Origin of the sequence: Marinomonas vulgaris (assembly GCF_018145875.1) — a bacterium.
Classification (GTDB): Bacteria; Pseudomonadota; Gammaproteobacteria; order Pseudomonadales; family Marinomonadaceae; genus Marinomonas; species Marinomonas vulgaris.
Genome location: NZ_JAGSSV010000009.1, coordinates 34143 through 55253, shown reverse-complemented (window position 1 = coordinate 55253; position 21111 = coordinate 34143). Strand labels below are relative to the sequence as shown.

The window sequence follows — 21111 nt, the reverse complement described above, 5'->3', positions numbered from 1 at the left end:
TCCTATGAATATAATTTTGCTTGATCCAGACCACACGCTAGACATCGGCCTTTACGGGTTAAGTGCACGCCAACAAACTCATCTCACCAAGGTGATCAAAGCCGAACGAGGTGCTGTGCTTAGGGTTGGTCTGTTAAATGGTCAAATCGGTGAAGGTATATATGAGCCGCCGAGCGACATCATGCCTGGGCACATTCACTCATTGAATCTGACCTTATCGCCACCTACACCCTTGCCTATAGTGTTGGTGATGGCGTTGCCGCGACCTAATATGCTCAAGCGTACCCTGCACAATATCACTGCCATGGGGGTGAAAGAGCTGTACTTGATTCACTCTGCTAAGGTGGAAAAAAGCTACTGGCAAAGTCCGGTTCTGCAAACTGAATCGATAGAGCAATGTTTGCTCGAGGGTCTAGAGCAAGCCAAAGACACCATCATGCCAAAATGGTCGTTGATTCCGCGTTTTCGTCCCTTTGTGGAAGATCAGTTGCCAAGTATTTTAGAAGGAAAAACGGGGTTGCTAGCGCACCCTTACGAAGCCATACCATGTCCGGTGGATATTCAGCAGCCGTCGGTTCTGGCGCTAGGGCCAGAAGGTGGATGGAATGAATTTGAAGTGATGAAATGGCACGAGGCTGGGATGAAGTCGGTACATTTAGGAGATCGAATCTTAAAAGTAGAAACCGTGGTGCCTGTTCTACTGTCGCGCTTGTACCCTAGTTAGGGCACAAGCGGGGGGCAAGTGCTAGAAACAGCGTTATTTTTTAATGCCTGACTCTGAGCGAATCAGGTCGCGACGATCCACAGACCAGTTTCTATCGGTCACTTGGAAGCGGTTGATGTGCACCATGATGTTATCCGATAGCTTGATCACATCTTTGCCGACCAAGGTAGAGTGTTCTGTCTGTTCATTGATTTGCACAAAGCTATTACGCATTTCATCGTAATGTGCCGTCACATCAAGGAAGTTATTTTGTTGGCTCGTAATCGCCTTGGCAATATGTTGTACTTTTTGCGAAATAATCTCCATGGCTTCCTGAACCTGAGACAAGGACTGAGTAGCGTCTTGAACATGGGTTGAGGATTGCTCCGCATTGGATTTGCTGTTTTCCATGCGTTTTACCACATCTTCTGTGCCGCTCTGAATGGCTTCCACCATGCTCGCTACTTCTTCTGTAGATTGACGTGTTTTAGACGCCAAAGAACGCACTTCATCGGCAACGACTGCAAAACCACGACCTGCTTCACCTGCGCGGGCGGCTTCGATGGCGGCGTTTAGGGCAAGAAGGTTAGTTTGCTCAGCAATGCTGTTAATCACATCTATAATGCCTGCAATGCGGTCGGTGTCGCCTTTGAGTTTAAATAAGGCATCCACTGCTTGGCTGATATCCATAGACAGTTCTTCCATGGTAGTAGCCACCTTGTGAACAACCTGGCTGCTGGTGTGGACGATTTGATTACCCTCTTGTGATGCGCTGTTGATTTCGCCCAATTCTACTTCTACTTGCTTAGTGGACTCATTGGTCTCTGACAAGCATTCGTTGACCTTGTCTGCCTGATGTTTTTGCTGATCTGTCGCGCCTGTCAGCCTGTTGTTTACATCAGCCATGTCTTCTGAGATGGGTTTCAATCGCACTACAGAAGACAGCACAGAGGAGAAGGTTTTATCGATATGCTCGATGAACAAGTTAATACCAGATGCCAGCTGCGCCAGTTCGTCCTTGCTATTAACAGGTAAACGCTGCGTTAAATCACCTTCGCCTTCCGCGATGTCGTGCATTAAGGTCACCATGTTGTCGATGGGGCGAACAATGATTTTCGCTAAAATAAGACCCAGTAGTGCGCCGATAATCAAGGCAATGAAAGACACAATCGCCAATGTGGTATAAACGGTGTTTTTTAGATTTTCAATGGGTTGAAAAGCCTCAGACTGAGACTCCTCGCTGATGATCACCCAATTCACATCGTCTATTTTGAGCGGTTTGTAAGCACTAAGAGACGGTGTGCCTAGATAATTGTTGTCGATCAAAAAGCCTTCATTACCTGTGATGGCGTCGTCGACTGCAGGGCTATTGATTTTGACAATGCCAATAGTGGTATCGCGCTTGTCTATGCTGTTTAAAGTGGCGGATGTCATACCTGCTTGTTTGGCTTTTTCTAAGAACGCAGCTTTGTCTTCAATCAGCGTGCGATCATTGCTGTGCATGACCCTGTCTTGACCCACTAAATAGGTCTGACCTGTTGTGCCTAATCCGCTTTGCTGCCATTTCTCATGGTGAACCATCACGGCATCAATTCGGTCAATAGGCATTTGGAAAATTAATACGGCGATCATTTTTCCATCGCGAATAATCGGCGACGAAATAAAAGACGCCGCCGCATCATAAGATGGTCCGTAAGGGGCAAAATCGGTTAAGTAAGTATTCGAGGTTACGCTGTTACCTTGAATGGCTTTTTTGAAAGCGGTGCCTATTCCTGTATTTTGATAAGGGCCAGTTAACAGAGAGGTGGCAAAATCCAACTCTTTAAATACGCTGTAGACGATATGACCTGTTTTAGCGTCGGCAATAAACACATCATAAAAGCCAAATTCCTGTTGGAATTGGTGAAACATCGGGTGGAACTCTGCGTGAATTTTATCGTACGCACTGCCGTCACCTGTTCCATCTAAGGTGTCTTTTTCACCCAAAGGAGCCGGGTTGTTTGCAATGTAGCTGGCTTGCATGGATTTGGCGATAGGACTCAGCGCGGAAAGTAGATTATTAGGGTTACTGGATTTTCCAGCATTGAGCGATTGGAAATTTTTGTCGAAAGCGTTTTGGTAATAATCGGTAAGTTGCTGACTGTCTTGCTCTGATACATCGGTTGGGTAGCGTTTAAAAGCTTCAGAGAAGGATGCTGCTGCATCAATCGTGCTGTTGTTTTGTGACAAGCTGATAATCTGTTTGTCGATAAAAGAAAAGTAGGTTTCGATGGATTGTGCAGTTAGGTTTCTAGATAAAATCAACTGTTTTTCAGAGCTTTCTCTCAGCGCTTCAGTACCTTTATTTAAAGCGTTTTGGCTCAAAACTAATCCGACAACAATGGTGGGAACCACAGCGAGCAAGGTGCCCATCAAAATTAAACGCGTTTTTATTGAAACAGCCATTTTTCATCCTAAGCGGTTGAGTGAAAGATACATTTGTTGCGCATTCTTTTATATAGCAACGCAAGGTTAATGCCAATTGTTCTGAGTCATTTTATTGTTGATCTGCATAAGTAATGTAGGTGTTTATGTTATTCTCATGGTGTATTTATGACTGATTTGAAAGTTTTTTAACGCCAGTTGAGTGTTTGCATGCGCATAGAACGTCGACCTATCCAGATTAAAGATGAAGATTTACCCCCGAATATGTCGTCCAGTTTACGTCGTATATTTTTGGCACGTGGGGTGACAACCAGTCGAGAGTTAGATTACCGGTTACCCCATCTGCTCAGGCCCGATTCTTTATTTGATTTAACCCTAGCCGCGAGCATTTTGGCCGATGCCATTGAAGCCGGTCAGAAAATTCTCATCGTGGGCGACTTTGATGCCGACGGCGCCACCAGCACCAGTTTAGGTATGTTGGCGTTGGAAGCCATGGGGGCTATCGCCCCGGAATATTTGGTACCCAACCGATTTGAATTCGGTTATGGGCTTACGCCAGAAATCGTCGAAGTAGCACAAAAAAGTCAGCCCGATGTTTTGGTGACGGTGGATAATGGTATCGCCAGTATTGACGGGGTTGCCGCGGCCAAAGCCTACGGCATGAAAGTGGTGGTTACCGACCATCACTTGCCAGGTGACACCTTGCCCGCCGCGGATGCCATTGTGAACCCAAACCATCCTAACTGTGGTTTCCCGAGTAAGAACCTAGCGGGAGTTGGGGTGATTTTCTACGTGATGTCAGCGTTACGGGCAGAATTAAAAGCGCGTCATTGGTTTGTTGAGCAACACATTCCCGAACCTAAAATGGCCGACTTTTTGGATTTGGTCGCCCTTGGCACAGTCGCCGACGTGGTGACCTTAGACGCCAATAATCGCATCTTGGTGCAACAGGGGTTAAAACGCATTCAGGCGGGTTTGGCGCGGCCAGGCATTTTGGCGCTGTTGGAAGTAGGGCGTCGTGATCATACCCAATTAAAAGCCTCCGATTTGGGGTTTGTCGTAGGGCCAAGGCTCAACGCCGCCGGACGATTGGATGACATGTCCGTGGGCATTGAATGCCTGTTGGCGGTGCATCCTCATCAAGCTCGCGAGTATGCTCAGCAGTTGGATCAATTTAACCGTGAGCGCAAGGTCATAGAGTCTGATATGAAGGAGCAGGCGGAATTGGCGCTGGTGACCTTATTGGATGAAGAAAACGACATGCCAAATGGCATGTGTTTTTACGATGCCGATTGGCACCAAGGAGTGATCGGTATTCTTGCGTCGCGTATGAAAGAAAAATGTCACCGCCCAGTCATTGCGTTTGCCCGTGTTGGAGAAGATGAATTAAAAGGCTCGGCCCGCTCCATTCCAGGGGTTCACATTCGCGATGCCTTGGATTTACTGGCGAAACGTTATCCACAGTTGTTAAGCAAGTTTGGTGGTCACGCTATGGCGGCTGGCATGTCGATTAAAGAGTCTCATTATGACGCCTTTCGCTTGGCGTTCGACGCCATTATCACCGAGTGGGTGACGCCAGAACAGCTTGAGGCGACCTTACTCACCGACGGCCCGCTTGCGCCAGAAGACTTTAGTCTGAGTTTTGCCGAGCAAGTGCGTTTGTCTGGTCCGTGGGGACAAATGTTTCCTGAGCCCAGTTTTGATGGGGTATTTGATATTTTGCAACAGCGTATCGTTGGAGAAAAACACCTCAAACTCATGGTGCGGGAACCGAGCAGTGGCTTATTGTTAGACGGTATCTGTTTTTTTGTCGACTTGGACAAATGGCCAAACCATAACGCCAGCCAAGCGCGATTGGTTTATAAACTTGATGTGAATGAATTTCGAGGCCAGCGCAATTTGCAACTCATGGTGGATTATTTAGAGGCAGTATAGGGCTGCTTGTTGTTTTAATCTCGCGGCCACTGAGTAACAAAAGAAAACTTGGGGTATAATACGGCTCCCTTTTTTACCACGCTTTTTAATTGGAGCTCATTCATGACTGCATTGGTTCTTGATGGCAAACTTTGTGCCAAAGACACAGAAAACCGCTTAGAAGTACAGGTGACGGAACTTAAAGCTCGTACCGGTCGAACCCCCATTTTGGCGACCATTTTGGTGGGGGCAGACCCAGCGTCAGCTACTTACGTGAAAATGAAAGGTAACGCGTGTCGCCGTGTCGGCATGGACTCCATGGCCATTGAGCTGTCAGAAACCACCACGACAGAGGAGCTGCTGGCCAAGATCAACGAATTAAACGATAACCCAGATGTTCATGGCATTTTGTTGCAACACCCTGTGCCAGCACAAATTGACGAGCGTTTGTGTTTCGATGCCATTGCGGCCCACAAAGACGTTGATGGCGTTACCTGCTTGGGTTTTGGTCGTATGGCCATGCAAGAGCCGGCTTACGGAGCAGCGACGCCAGCGGGCATCATGCGCTTGCTTGAAGCTTACGATGTGGCACTAGAAGGCAAACATGTTGTGGTCGTTGGTCGCAGCCCGATTTTGGGTAAGCCAATGGCGATGATGATGCTTAACGCCAACGCTACCGTAACCATTTGCCACTCACGCACGCAAAACTTGTCTGAACTTGTGAAGCAAGCCGATGTGATCGTTGGTGCGGTAGGTAAGCCTGAGTTTATCAAAGCAGAATGGATCAAAGACGGTGCGGTTGTCGTCGATGCTGGTTATCACCCAGGTGGTGTGGGCGATATTGAATTGGCACCACTCGTTGATCGCGTCGCAGCATACACGCCCGTACCGGGTGGCGTTGGTCCTATGACCATCAATACCTTGATCTTACAAACGGTTGAATCTGGCTTAAAACAGCTCGCGTAACACATAACTTCTTATGTTGCCGTTAACCCATGCGTTAACGGCATGTTTTTTGAAATTCCCGATGAAATAGGTAGACATGCCATGTCCACAGAAATGTTAAAAGATGCCTTGGACTTCGACCTTATCGCCGATGTCTTTGTGACGGAATCTATTACCGCGTCGCCTTCCGAATTACACGGCCAATTATGCGGTTATTTGGCCTCTGGTGTGACCTTGCCGCTGGAAGATTGGTTGACCATGGTGGCGGAATTTTGCGACATCGAAGGCTGGAAAGACGACGCTAGCCGAGCTGTAATGGTGGAGCTTTACACCGCCACTCTGACCTTGTTTCAAAATGGCGAATTTGCTCTAGTGCCGAGTATTTCTGATGAAGACGCTGAATTATGCGAGCGCGGTGTGACCCTTTCTCAATGGGCGCATGGCTTTTTAGCCGGTTACGGTTTGTCGGGCCAGAAAAATAACTTGTCTGACGAAACCAAACAAATTCTTCGCGATGTCGCCAATATTTCTGCTATGCAAGCAGAAATGCGCGCTTTGGAAGACAACAACGACAACGAGGCCGATTTGACTGAATTGGTAGAATACGTGCGTTTGTCGGCCATGATGATGTACACAGAACATCATGATATTAACCCCGATGTAGACCACACGAAAAAAGCCCCTTTACACTGATCATTTCATCGATCACCACAGGGATTATTGACCAAACGAGGTTTTATGAACATCAGCACGCAAACTTATCAGGCACGCCGCGCACGCTTAATGGCATCGTTACCAGACAATAGCGTGGTGGTGATTCGAACGGGTGAATTGGCGACACGCAACAACGATTGTGAGTATGAATTCCGCCCTCACAGCAGCTTCTTTTATCTGACGGGGTTTCCTGAGCCTAGTGCTTATGCCTTGATACAAGGTCAGGGCGATTTAACCCTAGTGACCTTGCCGAAAGACCCTGAAAAAGAGCAATGGGAAGGTTTTCGTTTTGGTACCGAAGGGGCTATGTCTGAATTTGGTGCTTATGATGCAGCGGTGCTGGACGACCTGGACAAGGTGGCTTTTACGGCCCTAGATGGCGCCGATAATGTGGTGTATTTAATGGGCGATCAAGGCTTGCGTGAGCAGGTAGCCAAGTGGCGTGATGATATCGCAGCGCGTGCTCGAATTGGCGCAATAGCACCGACACAGATGATAGATTTATCGCCTTTGGTCGCTGAAATGCGTTTATACAAAGACGCGGAAGAAATTGCCATCATGGAAGCGGCAGCGCAAATCAGTGTCGAGGCGCACAAGCAAGCCATGCGCGCGGTTCGTCCTGGGATGAATGAATATCAGCTTGAAGCCGAGTTGAATTACGTGTTTATGAAATCCGGCGCACGACAGCCTGCGTACAACAACATTGTCGCCTCAGGCAGCAATGCTTGTGTGCTGCATTACATTAAAAACGACGAGATCATCGACGACGGTGACTTGATTTTGATTGATGCCGGTGCGGAATTAGGTTGTTATGCGGCGGACATTACTCGTACTTTTCCGGCCAACGGTAAGTTCAGCGAGCCTCAAGCGGCGTTGTACCAAGTGGTTCTCGACGCCTATCATGCCGGTATGAAAGAATTGACCGTGGGTTCGCCTTACGAGGCATTTCATAATGCGGCGGTGCGAACCCTGACTCAAGGTTTGATCACGCACGGTTTATTACATGGGGATCTGGATACGCTGATCGAGAACAAAGCATATCGAGATTTTTACATGCACAATACAGGGCATTGGTTGGGGCTGGATGTGCACGACTGCGGTGCTTACAAGGTGGCCGGAGAATCACGTTTATTAGAAGAAGGCATGGTGCTGACCATTGAACCGGGCTTGTATGTGTCGCCTGATAACGAATCAGTCGACGCGAAATGGCGCGGCATAGGCATTCGAATCGAAGATGATGTGCTCATTCGTACCGATGGCCCTTACGTGCTGACCCATGGCTTGCCCAAAGAAATTCATGACATAGAAGCGCTGATGGCTTAACAGCAAATATCCGCTTTTATGCCGGATACAATGGAGAAATTACAGTGGCGAAATCATACGATCTGATTATTGTGGGTGCTGGCATGGTCGGTGCTCTGTCGGCGATTCTATTGGCAAAATCTTCATTGCGTGTGGCCTTGATTGATAAGCATGATGGCCAATACACCTTGTCGCCACCGCCGGCTTACGATGCTCGTGTTAGCGCCATTTCTAGCCAGTCCAAAAGCTTATTGGAACAGGCAAACGTCTGGCAAAATATTCCACAAGGCCGAGTCGCCACCTACGACAATATTGTTGCTTGGGATGGGCTAGGCGCAGGCTACATCGATTTTAATGCGGGTTCTGCGTCCATGGTAGAACTGGGCAATCTGGTGGAAAATGTCGTGTTAAGCCAGCAGATGATGGCGCAAATACAGCATTCTTCAAATATTGATTTGTATTTTAATAACGCGCTATCGTCCTATCAATTGAGCGAATCGGGTGTGCAAGCTGAGCTGGTGTCTGGCGATCGGATCGATGCTCAAGTGCTGATTGCCGCCGATGGCGCTGTATCCACCTTGCGTACTGACAACGGCTTTGAAACCGTGGAATGGGATTATGGCCACACCGCCATCGCCGCCACCATCGAAATCGACCAATCTCACGACAATACTGCGTGGCAAAGTTTTGGCGAAGAAGGGGTGTTGGCGTTTCTGCCTTTGCCCGATGTGGGCGAACGTCATTTTGTTTCCATTGTCTGGTGTGTGCCTCCAGCAGACGCAAAGGGCTTAACGGCGTTAGACGACGAGGCTTTTTGTCGACGTTTGCATTACGCCATTAATCGTCGATTTAATGTCCTCGGCATCACTCGCCCGAGACAAACCATTCCTTTGCGCCAACGTCATGCGAAATCCTATGTGAAATCGGGTATCGCGTTAATTGGTGATGCCGCTCACACCATTCACCCATTGGCGGGCCAAGGGGCGAATTTGGGTTTTGGTGATGTCAAAGCGCTGGTGGATGTGTTGAGCAAAGCCCATCGACGGGGCGAGCCTTTGGGCGCTAGCAAGGTTTTACGACGTTATCAGCGTGCGCGCATGCTCGACAATATGGCCATGGCGGCGGGAATGGAAGCGTTTAAGCGTTTGTTTTCGACTCAGCAGCCTTTGTTGGTTCAGCTTCGCAATACGGGAATGAAGCAATTTGATCGCAGTCAGGCTTTAAAGAAAAAGCTGATCGCTCGCGCTGCGGGCTTGTCAACGTTTTCATAAGCAACGAGTAAACAAAAGCAACACATTAAAAAACACCAGGGTGAAATAGGCATGCACATTCAAGACCTTCTCAAACAAACAGACAAGCTGCCTAATGTGCCGGATGTGGTTCGTGAGCTGATCCAACTGCTTAATGACCCCAATGCCAAGTATTCTGACATTGCCGCTCGAGTGTCCCACGATCAAACCATTTCATTGAAAATTTTGCGTATGGTGAATTCTGCGTATTTTGGTTTGGCGAGAAAGATTTCGTCCATTGATGAAGCAACGGTACTACTGGGCATGGATAAGCTCAAAACTTTAGTCATCGCGTCGGGTTTTTCAAGCTCTGTCAACAAGGTGGATGGCATTAATTTACCAGAGTTTTGGGTGGATTCGTTTCGTGTTGCTGAGTTATCTGAATGGTTTGCTAAACGATCCGATTTAGTCAAGCCCGACGAGGCTTTCACGGTGGGTATTGTTCATAATATAGGCCGCTTGCTGTTGCATTTGACTGCGCCAGATACGGCAAGAGAAATCCAAACTCTTGTGGCCAATCGCAAAGCCAGCCGAGTCAAAGCCGAGCTCGATTTACTAGGGTTCACTTCCCAAGATGCGGGCAAAGCCTTGATGGACTTGTGGCACTTTCCAAAAGTGCTAGGTTGTGCGGTTCAAGAACACAAACGGCCGTTTGCCCAGGGCGAGCCGAACCCTATGGCTTGCGTGTTAAATCTGGCTGGATACCTAAATGCTTGTATCCGAACAGAGCGCGATCTCGACTTGGTACGTGAAGGATTTCCTATGGCTGTGTGTAAGGCTGCTGGCTTATCAGAAGGTATTATTTACGAGCTAGATGATGCCTTAGTGGTCAACGATGGTTTGAGTTATTTGCTCCATTAATCTCTCTTTTTTTCAGTGCAAATATGAAGCCTTAATGACGGTTTCTTTACTATTTAACAAATGATAATCGCTAGTGTTTAGCATCCTATTGTGCTAATTTCTTTTTTCATTTTTTACTGTCTTTTGGGCGCTTGTTGAAGTTTTCGACGACGGCGAAAGGGCAAACGGATTAAAACAAGCGGAAGGTCACTATGTCTGTAAAGTGCGGCAAAAAAAGTAACATAAAGGGACGCGAATCCATTCTTAAGGGTGTTGGCTTGGTTGCGCTGACGTCGTCTTTGCTGCTTTCCACTAGTCTACAAGCCAAGGGTGAATTGAATATTTACTCAGCGCGTAAAGAGTCTTTAATCAAGCCGGTATTAGACACTTTTTCTGAACAAAACGACGTGGTGGTGAATTTGATTACCGGCTCCGCCGATGCTTTATTAAGCCGCCTAAAAGCCGAAGGCGATGCTAGCCCAGCGGACCTTTTTATTACCGTAGACGCGGGGCGTTTGCACCGTGCAAAAGCGGCCGGTGTTCTTAAGTCTATTCACAGTGATGTGCTAAGTGCCAATATTCCTAGCCATTTGCGCGATGTCGATGGTTATTGGTTTGGTTTGTCTCAGCGTGCCCGGGTTATTTTTTATAACCCAGAAACCGTATCGCCCAATGAGTTATCCACTTACGAAAACCTTGCTGACGCACATTGGAAAGGCCGTATTTGTGTGCGTTCTTCCGCGAATATTTACAACCAATCTTTAGTTGCTTCCATGCTAGAAGCCGATGGACACGAGGCGACACAAGCTTGGATTAAAGGCCTGATGGCGAATTTGGCTCGTCCGCCGTTTGGTGGCGATGTTGACTTGCTCAAGGCTGTCGGCGCTGGCGTGTGTGATCTTACCTTGGCCAACACCTACTATTATGGTCGTCTTGGACAAAGTGACGACGCAGCTGAGCGCGAAGTGTACAACAAGGTCAAATTATTCTGGCCGAATCAGCAAGCAGACGAGCGAGGCGCGCACGTGAACGTCAGTGGCGCAGGCCTGACGGCATCTGCGACGAATATCGAAAACGCCACCTTATTGCTGGAGTTTTTAACCAACCAAGCGTCTCAGGAATGGTACGCTCATGTGAATAACGAATATCCAGTGGTCGACGGCATTAGTGCACCTGAGATGTTAGCGCCGTTTGGTGATTTCACCGCGGACACCATTTCCCTAAGCCAGCTTGGCGAAAACAACCGAGAAGCGGTTGAAATTATGGACAGAGCAGGGTGGAAGTGATTTTTTCTTGTACTAAGACCTTTTTGACAACGAGTCTGACGTTTTAATGGCTGAGTTATCTCATTCACGGGCATCTAATTCATCTTCTTGGAATTGGCTCAAAACGGCGGCGATTGTTGTTGCTGCTGTTTTGGCTTTGCCTATTTTGGTGGTCTTAGTCAATGTGCTTATTGGCGACGCTGAGGTGTGGCAACACCTGTATGAAACCGTGTTGGCTGAATATGTTTCAAACTCATTATTGCTGATGCTAGGCGTTGGCCTTGGCGTGTTGCTCATTGGCGTGCCTTGTGCCTGGTTGACCAGCATGTGCGAATTTCGTGGCCGACGCTTTTTGTCATGGGCCTTGTTGCTGCCCATGGCCATGCCCGCTTACATCATTGCGTATACCTACACGGGGATACTGGACTTTGCTGGCCCCGTGCAGACCTTTATTCGTGACATCACTGGATGGCGTTACGGCGAGTATTGGTTTTTCGAGATTCGCTCTTTAGGTGGCGCCATGACCATGCTCACCTTGGTACTCTATCCGTATGTGTATTTGATGAGTCGGGCGGCATTTTTAGAGCAGTCTGCGAACACCCTGGAAGTCAGCCGCACCCTAGGCTATTCCGGCCGTATGGCGTTTTTCAAACTGGCCTTGCCTTTGGCGCGTCCAGCCATTGTAACGGGCTTATCGTTGGCTTTAATGGAAACCCTAGCCGATTATGGCACAGTGCAATATTTTAGTGTGAACACCTTTACCACGGGCATTTTGCGCACCTTTTATGGTTTTGGTGACATTGCGGCGGCTTCTCAATTAGCGGGTATCTTGTTGTTGTTTGTTGCCATGTTGATCTTATTAGAGCGCTATTCTCGTCACCGTATTCAATATCATGCCTCGGGTTTGAAGCAAGCCAGTAACCGCCGCATTGTTTTAAATCGAAAACACACAGGGTTGGCTTTGGTGTTGTGTGGTTTGCCGATCGTGATTGGTTTTGTGATTCCTGTCGTGGTACTGGCTTACTGGGCGGCGTTTAAAGCCGACATGCCAGGTTCGAATTTTGTGCAGTTGGCGTGGAATTCGTTTTACCTGGCGTCGATGGCGTCGTTAATTGTGGTTAGCTTGGCGCTGGTGCTCAGCTATGCGATGCGATTAAATCGCAGCCGCAGCGTGAAAGCCTCGGTGGGCATTGCGGGTATGGGCTACGCGCTCCCTGGTACCATTATTGCTATTGGCACCATAGTGCCCCTGGCATGGCTGGATCATAGAATCATTGATTTTGTCAGACAGGTGAGCGGCGAACGTGTTGGTTTGATGTTTTCCGGCACCTTATTTGCGCTCTTGTTCGCTTATACAGTTCGTTTTATGGCGGTGTCTTTGGGCGCGGTGCAAAATGGCCTTGGTAAAATCAAACCCAGTATGGACATGGCTGGTCGCTCATTAGGCATGACGCCCTTTAAAGTACTGACGCGTATTCATGTTCCTCTGCTTAAAGGCTCGGTATTGACCGCCATGTTGATTGTGTTTGTCGACGTTCTAAAAGAATTGCCGGCAACCTTGGTGCTACGCCCCTTTAACTTTAATACCTTAGCGGTTCGGGCATTTGAATTGGCCTCGGACGAACGGCTGACCGATGCGGCTCCCGCGTCTTTGATGATAGTGCTGGTGGGCCTTGTGCCAGTGATCTTATTAAGTCGCTCTATTTCTTCTCGCAGTGGGCATTCCCAATAGGACTTTACATGACCTCGTTACCGTCGCAAAAACAGCTTAAAGACTTGACCCTTGACCATGTCTCGGTCGGATACGATGGCGTGGCTGTGGTGAAACAGGCGTCGTTTCAATTACACGAAGGGCAAATTGGTTGTTTGCTCGGCCCCAGTGGTTGCGGCAAATCTACTCTGTTGCGAGCCATTGCCGGCTTTGAAGTCTTGTTGGCGGGGGAAATACGCGTCGACGATGAGGTAATTTCCAGCCCAAGCGTTAACCTAAACCCAGAGCACCGCCACATCGGCATGGTGTTTCAAGACATCGCTTTGTTCCCACACTTAACCATTGCGCAAAACATTGCGTTTGGCCTAACCCAATGGCCTAAAGACGCGGCCCAAGAGCGGGTGCGTTATTTGTTGGAGCTGGTCGGTTTATCTGGCTTCGAAGCGCGTTATCCTCATTCGCTATCAGGCGGCCAACAGCAACGAGTTGCCTTGGCCAGAGCCATGGCGCCTAAGCCAAAACTGCTGCTGATGGACGAGCCGTTTTCAGGGTTAGATGCGAAATTGCGCGAAGAGCTGGTGCCAGACATTCGAGACATCTTGAAACACGAAAAAATGTCGGCCCTGTTGGTGACCCACGACCAAATGGAAGCCTTCGCCATGGCGGATCAGGTGTCCATTATGAGCAAGGGTGAAATCCATCAAACTGGCTCCCCCTACGAAATTTATCACTGCCCAGAAACGCGTTTTGTGGCGAGCTTTATCGGCCACGGAGATTTTCTGGCAGCCACCGTGTGTGGCGCGAATTGTGTGCATTCTGACTTAGGCACCATTCGTGGCGATTTAGACCACGGCTTTGAGGGCAACCAGCAAGTGGACCTTTTGGTGCGCCCTGACGACATTTTGCATGACGACGACAGCGAATTTGTTGGCACCATCGAGAGTAAGTTTTTCCGCGGCTCGCACTTTTTGTATCGAGTGCGACTAGTCTCTGGCAAGGTGGTGTATTGCTTTGCTTCGTCGCACCACAATCATGGCATTGGCCAAGAAATTGGTTTGAGTGTCCATCTTGATCACTTGGTGATGTTTGCTCGCGAATAGAGACTGGCTGACGAAGTACGCAGTACGCAGTACAGAAAAGCGTCGCGATTGGTGATTATGGCGACAACCGTGTATTTCGTAGCATTTGAATAGAGAGTCTTTATAATAGCGTTTTTAAAAATATACTGGGTGAAAGATTTTGAGTGTGATTCGACTAAAAGGCCAAGCTGATCGCCGTTTACGAGCTGGACATCAATGGATTTACAGCAACGAGGTAGACACCTCCGCGACGCCATTAAAGCAATTTACGCCAGGGGATCAGGTTGTTGTCGAAACAGCGCAAGGCAAACCTCTTGGTATTGCTACCATTAACCCAAACACCCTGATTTGTGGTCGTCTGATCAGTCGCAGTACCGACACAGTATTGGACAAATCCACCTTAGTGCATCGCTTAAAAATCGCCTTATCACTGCGTGATATGACCTACGCTGCGCCATATTATCGCCTAGTATTTGGCGATTCTGATGGCCTGTCTGGTTTGGTAGTCGACCGCTTTGCGGATATTTTAGTTGTGCAAATCTCCACGGCCGGTATGGAGCGTGTTAAAAACGAAATCATCGAAGCGCTGCAAGATGTGGTTAAACCGACCGCTATCTTGATGAAAAACGATGGCAAAATGCGCCAAATTGAAGGCTTGGATACCTACGTGGAAGAAGCCTTCGGCACAGTGCCTGAATTGGTGTTTTTGCAAGAAAACGACGTCTTGTTCCAAGCGCCAGTTTGGGATGGACAGAAAACCGGCTGGTTTTATGACCACCGCGAAAACCGCAAAACCATGCAAAACTACTGCGACGGCAAACGTGTTCTAGACGTGTTTTCTTATGTAGGTGGTTGGGGCGTACAAGCGGCTTCTGCGGGCGCAACAGACGTGACCTTTATCGATGCGTCGGCCAGTGCGCTGGGTCATGTGGATGCCAACTTGAAGTTGAATCAATACGAAGGTGGTTCCAACTTGATGCATGGCGATGCATTTGAAGCCATGCAATCTTTGATCGAAGACAAAGAACGTTTTGATGTAGTGGTTATGGATCCGCCGGCGTTTATTGCTCGTCGTAAAGACATTAAGGCGGGGGAAGGGGCGTATCATCGCGCTAACCAACTGGCGATGCGTTTGGTCGCAAAAGGCGGTGTGTTGGTAACAGGCTCTTGTTCTATGCACCTTGAAACCGCACGTTTACACGACATCGTTCGCAGTAACAGCCGCCAGCTAGAGCGTTTCTCGCAATTGATTTATCGTGGTACACAAGCCCCAGATCATCCGGTGCATCCTGCGATTGAAGAAACAGAATACCTAAAAGCCTTGTTTTACCGTATTCATAATAATATGGGTTTGTAGAGTATTTAGCTCTGCGTATCAAATAAAAACGCCGTTAGACATCTAACGGCATTTTTTTATGGCATAAATTTGCACATTAGTCTCTTAAAGAAATATGTTCCCAGCCACGGTCTTTAGCAATTTTGCTTAATGTTTCGTCGGCGTCGACCGCAATAGGGTGTTCGACCAATTCTAATAGCGGCAAGTCGTTACGTGAGTCGCTGTAAAAGTAACTGCCTTCCATTGAGTGTCCCGTTTGTGCTAGCCAATCATTGAGTCGAGTGACTTTACCGCCTTGGAAGCTAGGCACGCCAACAATCTTGCCGGTATAAATACCATCAATGACTTCTGGTACAGGGGCAATAATATGATCCATACCCAATGCGTCGCTAATAGGGCCCGTCACAAATTGGTTGGTGGCCGTGATCATCAACAGGAAGTGCCCTTGATCTTTATGATGTTTTAGCAAGGCGGTGGCTTTCTCTTGCATCATTGGCTGAATCTTTTCTTGCATGAAGGTGCGATGCAGTTGGGTGAGCTCAGCCTGAGAGAATTTCGTCAAAGGCATTAAGCTAAAGGCCAAATATTCGTGAATATCCAGAGTCCCTGCTTGGTATTGGACAAAAAATCGATCGTTTGCTTCTTTATAAGCTTGTGTATCCACCAAGCCTTTCTCAACAAGAAACTGCCCCCAAGTGTAGTCACTGTCACCGCTTAACAAGGTGCCATCTAAGTCAAATATTGCAAGAGTCACGCGCTGTCCTCAATTCGTCAAAAGTGCATGAATTATAGCCTTGGCGACAATAAATAACAGCAGTGTTAATTGTGCGCTTGGGTGAATTATGGAACAATGAATCTAATTTATTCTTATATTAGAAGGTGATAGCTCGTGATTGATGCAGACGGATACAGACCGAATGTGGGCATCATTTTGATGAACGAGCGTGGCCAGCTACTTTGGGCGAGACGTGTCGGGCAAAATGCTTGGCAGTTTCCACAAGGTGGCATCAAACCCGATGAAACTCCTGAAGAAGCTTTATACCGAGAACTCAAAGAAGAAGTGGGCTTAGACCCTCACCAGGTAGAAATAATAGGAAAAACTCGAGGTTGGTTGCGCTATCGACTGCCTAAACGCATGTTAAGACACAACAGTAAGCCTTTGTGTATTGGGCAAAAACAAAAATGGTTTTTGCTGTCTATTCGATGCCCAGACGCCTCTGTTTGCGTAGATGGAACCGAATGCCCAGAATTTGACGGTTGGCGCTGGGTAAGCTACTGGTACCCATTAGGTCAAGTCGTCGCGTTTAAGAAAGACGTTTACCGACGAGCCTTAAAAGAGCTGATCCCTAGCGCACATCGACGCCTTGAAAAGTGATAAACTTAGCCGCGTAAAATGGGATGTTGAAAGAGTGACGGGAGAGCTATGTTAAGTTTGTTAAGACGAATTACTCAAGAGGTGACGGCAGCGCAGTCTTTACCTGCGGCACTGGACATTATTGTTCGGCGCGTCCGCAGGGCAATGCGTGCAGAAGTGTGTTCTATTTATTTAGTCGACACCAACACCAAAGAGTATGTCTTAATGGCCACCCGCGGTTTAAACGCCGACGTGGCAGGCTTAGTCAGTCTGAAAGCCGATGAAGGCTTGGTGAGTTTGGTTGGTCGACGAGCAGAGCCGGTCAACTTAGAAGACGCTCATATCCACCCCTCTTTCCATTATTTAAAAGGCTCTGGTGAAGAGCGCTATCGTTCTTTCTTGGGTGTGCCCATTATTCACCATCGTCAAGTACTGGGCGTGTTGGTGGTACAACACGAAGACAAGCGCCGTTTTGACGAAGGCGAAGAAGCATTTCTAATTACCTTATCGGCACAGTTAGCGGGGGTCATCGCCCACGCTGAAGCAACCGGTGCCATTGCTAGTCTCACGCCAAACAATATTCCTAACGGTTCCGATTTTCGTTACAAGGGAGTGCCCGGTAGCTCGGGTGTTGCCATTGGTCGTGGTGTCGTCGTTTTCCCTCCGGCAGATCTGGACGTGATTCCAGATCGTTACACCACCGAGTTTGATGAAGAAATTCAAGACTTTTATCAAGCGCTTGAAGCGGTCAGACAAGACATTCGTCGTGCCAGTAATCGAATCAGTCAGCATTTGTCAGCGGATGAAAAAGCTTTATTTGATGTCTACCTGAAAATTTTGGATGACAACGCCATCGCTGGGGAAGTCGTTCGAAAAATCAAAGAGGGCAACTGGGCGCAAGGGGCATTAAGACACGTTATTAAGGCCCATATTAACCAGTTTAACCGCATGGACGACCCTTATCTGCGTGAGCGGGCGTCGGATTTGCGTGACCTTGGTCGTCGGATTTTATCCCACCTACAAGAAAAAGCCCCCAATGTGCTGGAGCGATTCAGTGAACCGTCAATCATCATTGGCGAGGAACTAACCGCGTCCATGTTGGGTGAAATTCCCATCGATAAAATCAAAGGCTTGGTGTCTGTGATGGGGTCGGGCAACTCCCATGTGGCGATATTAGCCAGAGCCATGGGCATTCCGACCGTGATGGGAGCACTTGATTTACCTTACGCTCAGCTCGATAAAGTTGATCTCATTGTCGACGGGTACTTGGGGAAAATTTTTACTCACCCTTCCGAAGCCTTGATTGACAGTTATCAGCAAATCGTTGATGAAGAACGCCTGCTCGAAGAAGAGTACGAAACACTCAAAGACCTGCCTTGTGAGACCCTAGACGGTCAGCGTTTGTCTTTGTATGTAAATACGGGCTTGTCGGCGGACATAGTGCGTTCTTTGGATCGTGGTGCCGAAGGCATTGGCTTGTATCGAACCGAAGTGCCTTTTATGGTGCGCGATCGTTTCCCTACCGAGGCTGAGCAGGTGACCATTTATCGCCAGCAGCTTGAGGGCTTTGCCCCCGCACCTGTGACTGTTCGGACCTTGGACATTGGTGGTGACAAGGCGTTGCCGTATTTCCCTATTAATGAAGAGAACCCCTTTCTGGGGTGGCGCGGGATTCGTGTCACTCTCGATCACTTGGAGATCTTCATGGCGCAAATTCGTGCCATGATAAAAGCCAGTGCGGGTCTGTATAATTTAAAAATTATGCTGCCGATGATTTCCAATGTAGCTGAAGTGGAAGAAGCCATGGCGCTGATTCGACGTGGTTACGCGGAAGTCAAAGAAGAAGGCTACGATGTCAAAATGCCCAAAGTGGGTGTGATGATTGAAATCCCTGCGGCTGTGTATCAGGTGAAAGAGTTGTCTGAAATGGTCGATTTTCTGTCGGTCGGTAGCAACGATTTAACCCAATATTTGTTGGCGGTAGACCGAAACAACCCTCGAGTGGCCGATCTATACAACTCCTTTCATCCGTCTGTTTTGCGTGCTTTGCTTAGTATTGTCGATCAGGTGCGAGACGAAGACGTTGGCCTCAGTGTATGTGGCGAAATGGCTGGTGACCCTATGGGTGCCATCTTGCTGATGGCAATGGGCTACGAAGTTTTGTCTATGAGCTCCACTAGCTTACCAAAAGTGAAAGCCGTGATCCGCAACATTTCCTTGCAGCAGGCGCAGGCCATGCTGAACGAAGTGATGACACTGTCTCATGCTGAGGCCGTTACGCAAACCATGACACGACTGATGCGCGAGGCTAACATCGAGCGTCTAATACGGCCTTCTAAAACCAGCAATGTCGATTAATTTTCCTCTGAGGTTTTTCACACCGTTATGATTTCTTATCCCAACATTGACCCTATTGCGATTTCGGTCGGGCCAATTGCTGTGCATTGGTATGGCATTATGTATTTGGTCGGCTTCGCTGGGGCTTACCTTTTAGGCATGTACCGAGCAAAACGTTCCGGTGGCTTGTGGACGCCAGAGATGGTCGGCGACGTGATTTTCTACGGCGCGTTAGGTGTGATTCTGGGTGGGCGAATTGGTTACATTTTGTTTTATCAATTTCCGTCCTTTGTCGATAACCCGCTGATATTAGTACGCATTTGGGAAGGTGGCATGTCCTTCCATGGCGGCTTGTTAGGCGTAATTGTCGCCATGCTGGTGTTTGCTCGTCGACACAAAAAGCACCTTGTTGATGTGACGGATTTTATCGCTCCTTTTGTGCCGATTGGTTTAGGAGCAGGGCGATTAGGTAACTTTATTGGTGGCGAATTATGGGGCAAGCCTACAGACGTATCTTGGGCGATGGTTTTTCCCGCTGACCCGTTACAGCTCGCTCGTCATCCTTCTCAGTTGTATCAATTTGCTCTGGAAGGGGTGGCGTTGTTTTGTGTGCTGTGGTTTTTTTCTCAGAAAAGTAAGCCGCGTTACTGTGTCTCCGGCCTATTTTTACTCTTTTATGGCTTGTTCCGTATTCTTGTGGAATTTGTTCGACAGCCAGACCCACAAATTGGTTACCTAGCGTTTGGTTGGTTGACTCAAGGCCAGTTGCTGTCTTTGCCTATGGTGATTGCGGGTGTGGCTTTGGTGGCGATTGGCTTTAAAGGAAAAATCTTTCCTAAGCATTAAATTTGTGTAGGGAAGTTTTAACTCATAAAAAAACCAGCCTCAAGCTGGTTTTTTTATGATAAATCAAGTCAATACAAACGCGGCTTAGACCGAAAATGGGTAGGCTATTGGCTCGTGGAATTGATAGCCTTCTACATCGAAATCGTCCATGGTGACCCAGGTTTCTATGTCTTCTAGGGTTTTGATTTTTGGATTGATAATAAGCTTAGGCAATGGGTAGGGTTCGCGCTTGAGTTGTACGTCTCGCATCAATTCTAACTGGTCTTTATAGAGGTGTGCGTTAACAATTTTATGGTAGGCCTTGCCTGGCTTTTTGCCAGTAATCTGCGCGACGATGGCCAATAAAACATACACTTGCACCATGTTAAAATTCAAACCAAGAGGGACATCGCAACTGCGCTGGGTGCTGTTTAAATACAAGGTATCACCCAATAACGAAAAGTGATGGCTGTACATGCAAGGGCGTAAACACGCCATGTGAAACGCGCCCGGGTGATAAAAAGTGAGGATTTCCCCACGGTTATCCACACCTCGAGTCAAATCATCGATGATTTGCTTTAATAAATCGATTTTTCCACTGTTGTCGGCTTTTGGAAAGTGGCGGCCAATGGCGCCGTAGCACAGCCCCATATCGTCTTCGCCTTTGCGATAAGGGTTGTTTAACCAGACGTCATTTTGGTTGGCATTGGCGTCCCAGGTTTTGGTGCCTAGAGCGCGAAAATCCGCGGCGTTGTCATAGCCGCGTAAATAGCCAATGATTTCCGCAATGGCGGATTTCCAATAGCTTTTACGGGTGGTGACCAAAGGGAATTCGCCTTTGCTCACATCGTAGGTTAAATCTGCGTTAATAACGGTTAAACAGCGTTTGCCTGTGCGTTCGTTTTCTACCCATACTCCTTCATCGACGATGCGGCGGCAAAGGTCTAAATACTGTTCCATAAAAAATCACCTAGTGTGTATTGTCCGAGACGATCTGAATCGTCATGGGTATAATAAATTGAAACGAATTGTAGCAGAACGCACTCTCACTGCTAAGCACTGTAAAGAGAGAT

The 21111-nt window shown here is 48.0% G+C and carries 17 protein-coding genes; 14 read left to right on the top strand and 3 right to left on the bottom strand.

The genetic code is table 11. The features are described 5' to 3' along the window. Positions 1-4 precede the first annotated feature (4 nt). Complete coding sequence (locus J9B83_RS09080; RefSeq protein ID WP_211536446.1) at positions 5-724, top strand: 16S rRNA (uracil(1498)-N(3))-methyltransferase; 720 nt, start codon at positions 5-7, stop codon at positions 722-724. Positions 725-757: 33 nt separating this feature from the next. Here J9B83_RS09080 and J9B83_RS09075 read toward each other — a convergent pair whose 3' ends face one another. Further along, entirely contained in the window at positions 758-3148 is a 2391-nt protein-coding gene (locus J9B83_RS09075; RefSeq protein WP_211536445.1) for a methyl-accepting chemotaxis protein, read from the bottom strand. A gap of 189 nt (positions 3149-3337) precedes the next feature. Between J9B83_RS09075 and recJ the strand changes: the two genes are divergently transcribed. The 10 genes from recJ (at position 3338) to J9B83_RS09025 (ending at position 15543) form a co-directional block, all read left to right on the top strand. Then, positions 3338-5062: a single-stranded-DNA-specific exonuclease RecJ gene (gene recJ / locus J9B83_RS09070; RefSeq protein ID WP_211536444.1), complete on the top strand. Its 1725-nt coding sequence runs from the start codon at positions 3338-3340 to the stop codon at positions 5060-5062. A gap of 102 nt (positions 5063-5164) precedes the next feature. Then, positions 5165-6007, top strand: a complete 843-nt coding sequence (gene folD, locus J9B83_RS09065) for a bifunctional methylenetetrahydrofolate dehydrogenase/methenyltetrahydrofolate cyclohydrolase FolD (RefSeq protein WP_211536443.1) — start codon at positions 5165-5167, stop codon at positions 6005-6007. 81 nt (positions 6008-6088) lie between these two features. Further along, positions 6089-6679, top strand: coding sequence for a UPF0149 family protein (locus tag J9B83_RS09060; protein WP_211536442.1), 591 nt, complete (start codon positions 6089-6091; stop codon positions 6677-6679). 45 nt (positions 6680-6724) lie between these two features. Next, positions 6725-8023, top strand: coding sequence for an aminopeptidase P N-terminal domain-containing protein (locus J9B83_RS09055; RefSeq protein WP_211536441.1), 1299 nt, complete (start codon positions 6725-6727; stop codon positions 8021-8023). Between the two features lie 44 nt (positions 8024-8067). After that, positions 8068-9273: a UbiH/UbiF/VisC/COQ6 family ubiquinone biosynthesis hydroxylase gene (locus tag J9B83_RS09050; protein WP_211536440.1), complete on the top strand. Its 1206-nt coding sequence runs from the start codon at positions 8068-8070 to the stop codon at positions 9271-9273. 51 nt (positions 9274-9324) lie between these two features. Then, positions 9325-10152: an HDOD domain-containing protein gene (locus J9B83_RS09045; protein WP_211536439.1), complete on the top strand. Its 828-nt coding sequence runs from the start codon at positions 9325-9327 to the stop codon at positions 10150-10152. 191 nt (positions 10153-10343) lie between these two features. Continuing rightward, on the top strand, positions 10344-11417 hold the full coding sequence (locus J9B83_RS09040; RefSeq protein ID WP_211536438.1) for a Fe(3+) ABC transporter substrate-binding protein: 1074 nt from the start codon (positions 10344-10346) through the stop codon (positions 11415-11417). A 46-nt stretch (positions 11418-11463) separates the two neighbouring features. Further along, positions 11464-13128, top strand: coding sequence for an ABC transporter permease (locus tag J9B83_RS09035; protein WP_211536437.1), 1665 nt, complete (start codon positions 11464-11466; stop codon positions 13126-13128). An 8-nt stretch (positions 13129-13136) separates the two neighbouring features. Next, positions 13137-14207, top strand: coding sequence for an ABC transporter ATP-binding protein (locus tag J9B83_RS09030; RefSeq protein ID WP_211536436.1), 1071 nt, complete (start codon positions 13137-13139; stop codon positions 14205-14207). Positions 14208-14346: 139 nt separating this feature from the next. Further along, positions 14347-15543: a class I SAM-dependent rRNA methyltransferase gene (locus J9B83_RS09025; RefSeq protein WP_211536435.1), complete on the top strand. Its 1197-nt coding sequence runs from the start codon at positions 14347-14349 to the stop codon at positions 15541-15543. Between the two features lie 76 nt (positions 15544-15619). Here the strand turns inward: J9B83_RS09025 and J9B83_RS09020 are convergent, their stop codons facing one another. Next, positions 15620-16276 carry a histidinol-phosphatase gene (locus J9B83_RS09020; RefSeq protein WP_211536434.1) on the bottom strand — a complete coding sequence of 219 codons (657 nt, stop codon included), beginning with the start codon at positions 16274-16276 and terminating at the stop codon, positions 15620-15622. Positions 16277-16411: 135 nt separating this feature from the next. On the opposite strand from J9B83_RS09020, the gene J9B83_RS09015 reads away from it, so the two are divergent. Genes J9B83_RS09015 through lgt form a run of 3 tightly spaced genes read left to right on the top strand, consistent with a single transcriptional unit; the run spans position 16412 to position 20059 of the window. Beyond that, positions 16412-16897, top strand: a complete 486-nt coding sequence (locus J9B83_RS09015; protein WP_211536433.1) for an RNA pyrophosphohydrolase — start codon at positions 16412-16414, stop codon at positions 16895-16897. A gap of 48 nt (positions 16898-16945) precedes the next feature. Beyond that, positions 16946-19234 carry a phosphoenolpyruvate--protein phosphotransferase gene (gene ptsP, locus J9B83_RS09010; RefSeq protein WP_211536432.1) on the top strand — a complete coding sequence of 763 codons (2289 nt, stop codon included), beginning with the start codon at positions 16946-16948 and terminating at the stop codon, positions 19232-19234. A 27-nt stretch (positions 19235-19261) separates the two neighbouring features. After that, positions 19262-20059 (top strand): prolipoprotein diacylglyceryl transferase, encoded by a 798-nt coding sequence (lgt, locus tag J9B83_RS09005; protein WP_211536431.1) that lies wholly within the window; start codon positions 19262-19264, stop codon positions 20057-20059. 84 nt (positions 20060-20143) lie between these two features. On the opposite strand, the gene J9B83_RS09000 is transcribed toward lgt, so the two are convergent. After that, entirely contained in the window at positions 20144-20998 is an 855-nt protein-coding gene (locus tag J9B83_RS09000; protein WP_211536430.1) for a thymidylate synthase, read from the bottom strand. Positions 20999-21111: the final 113 nt, after the last annotated feature.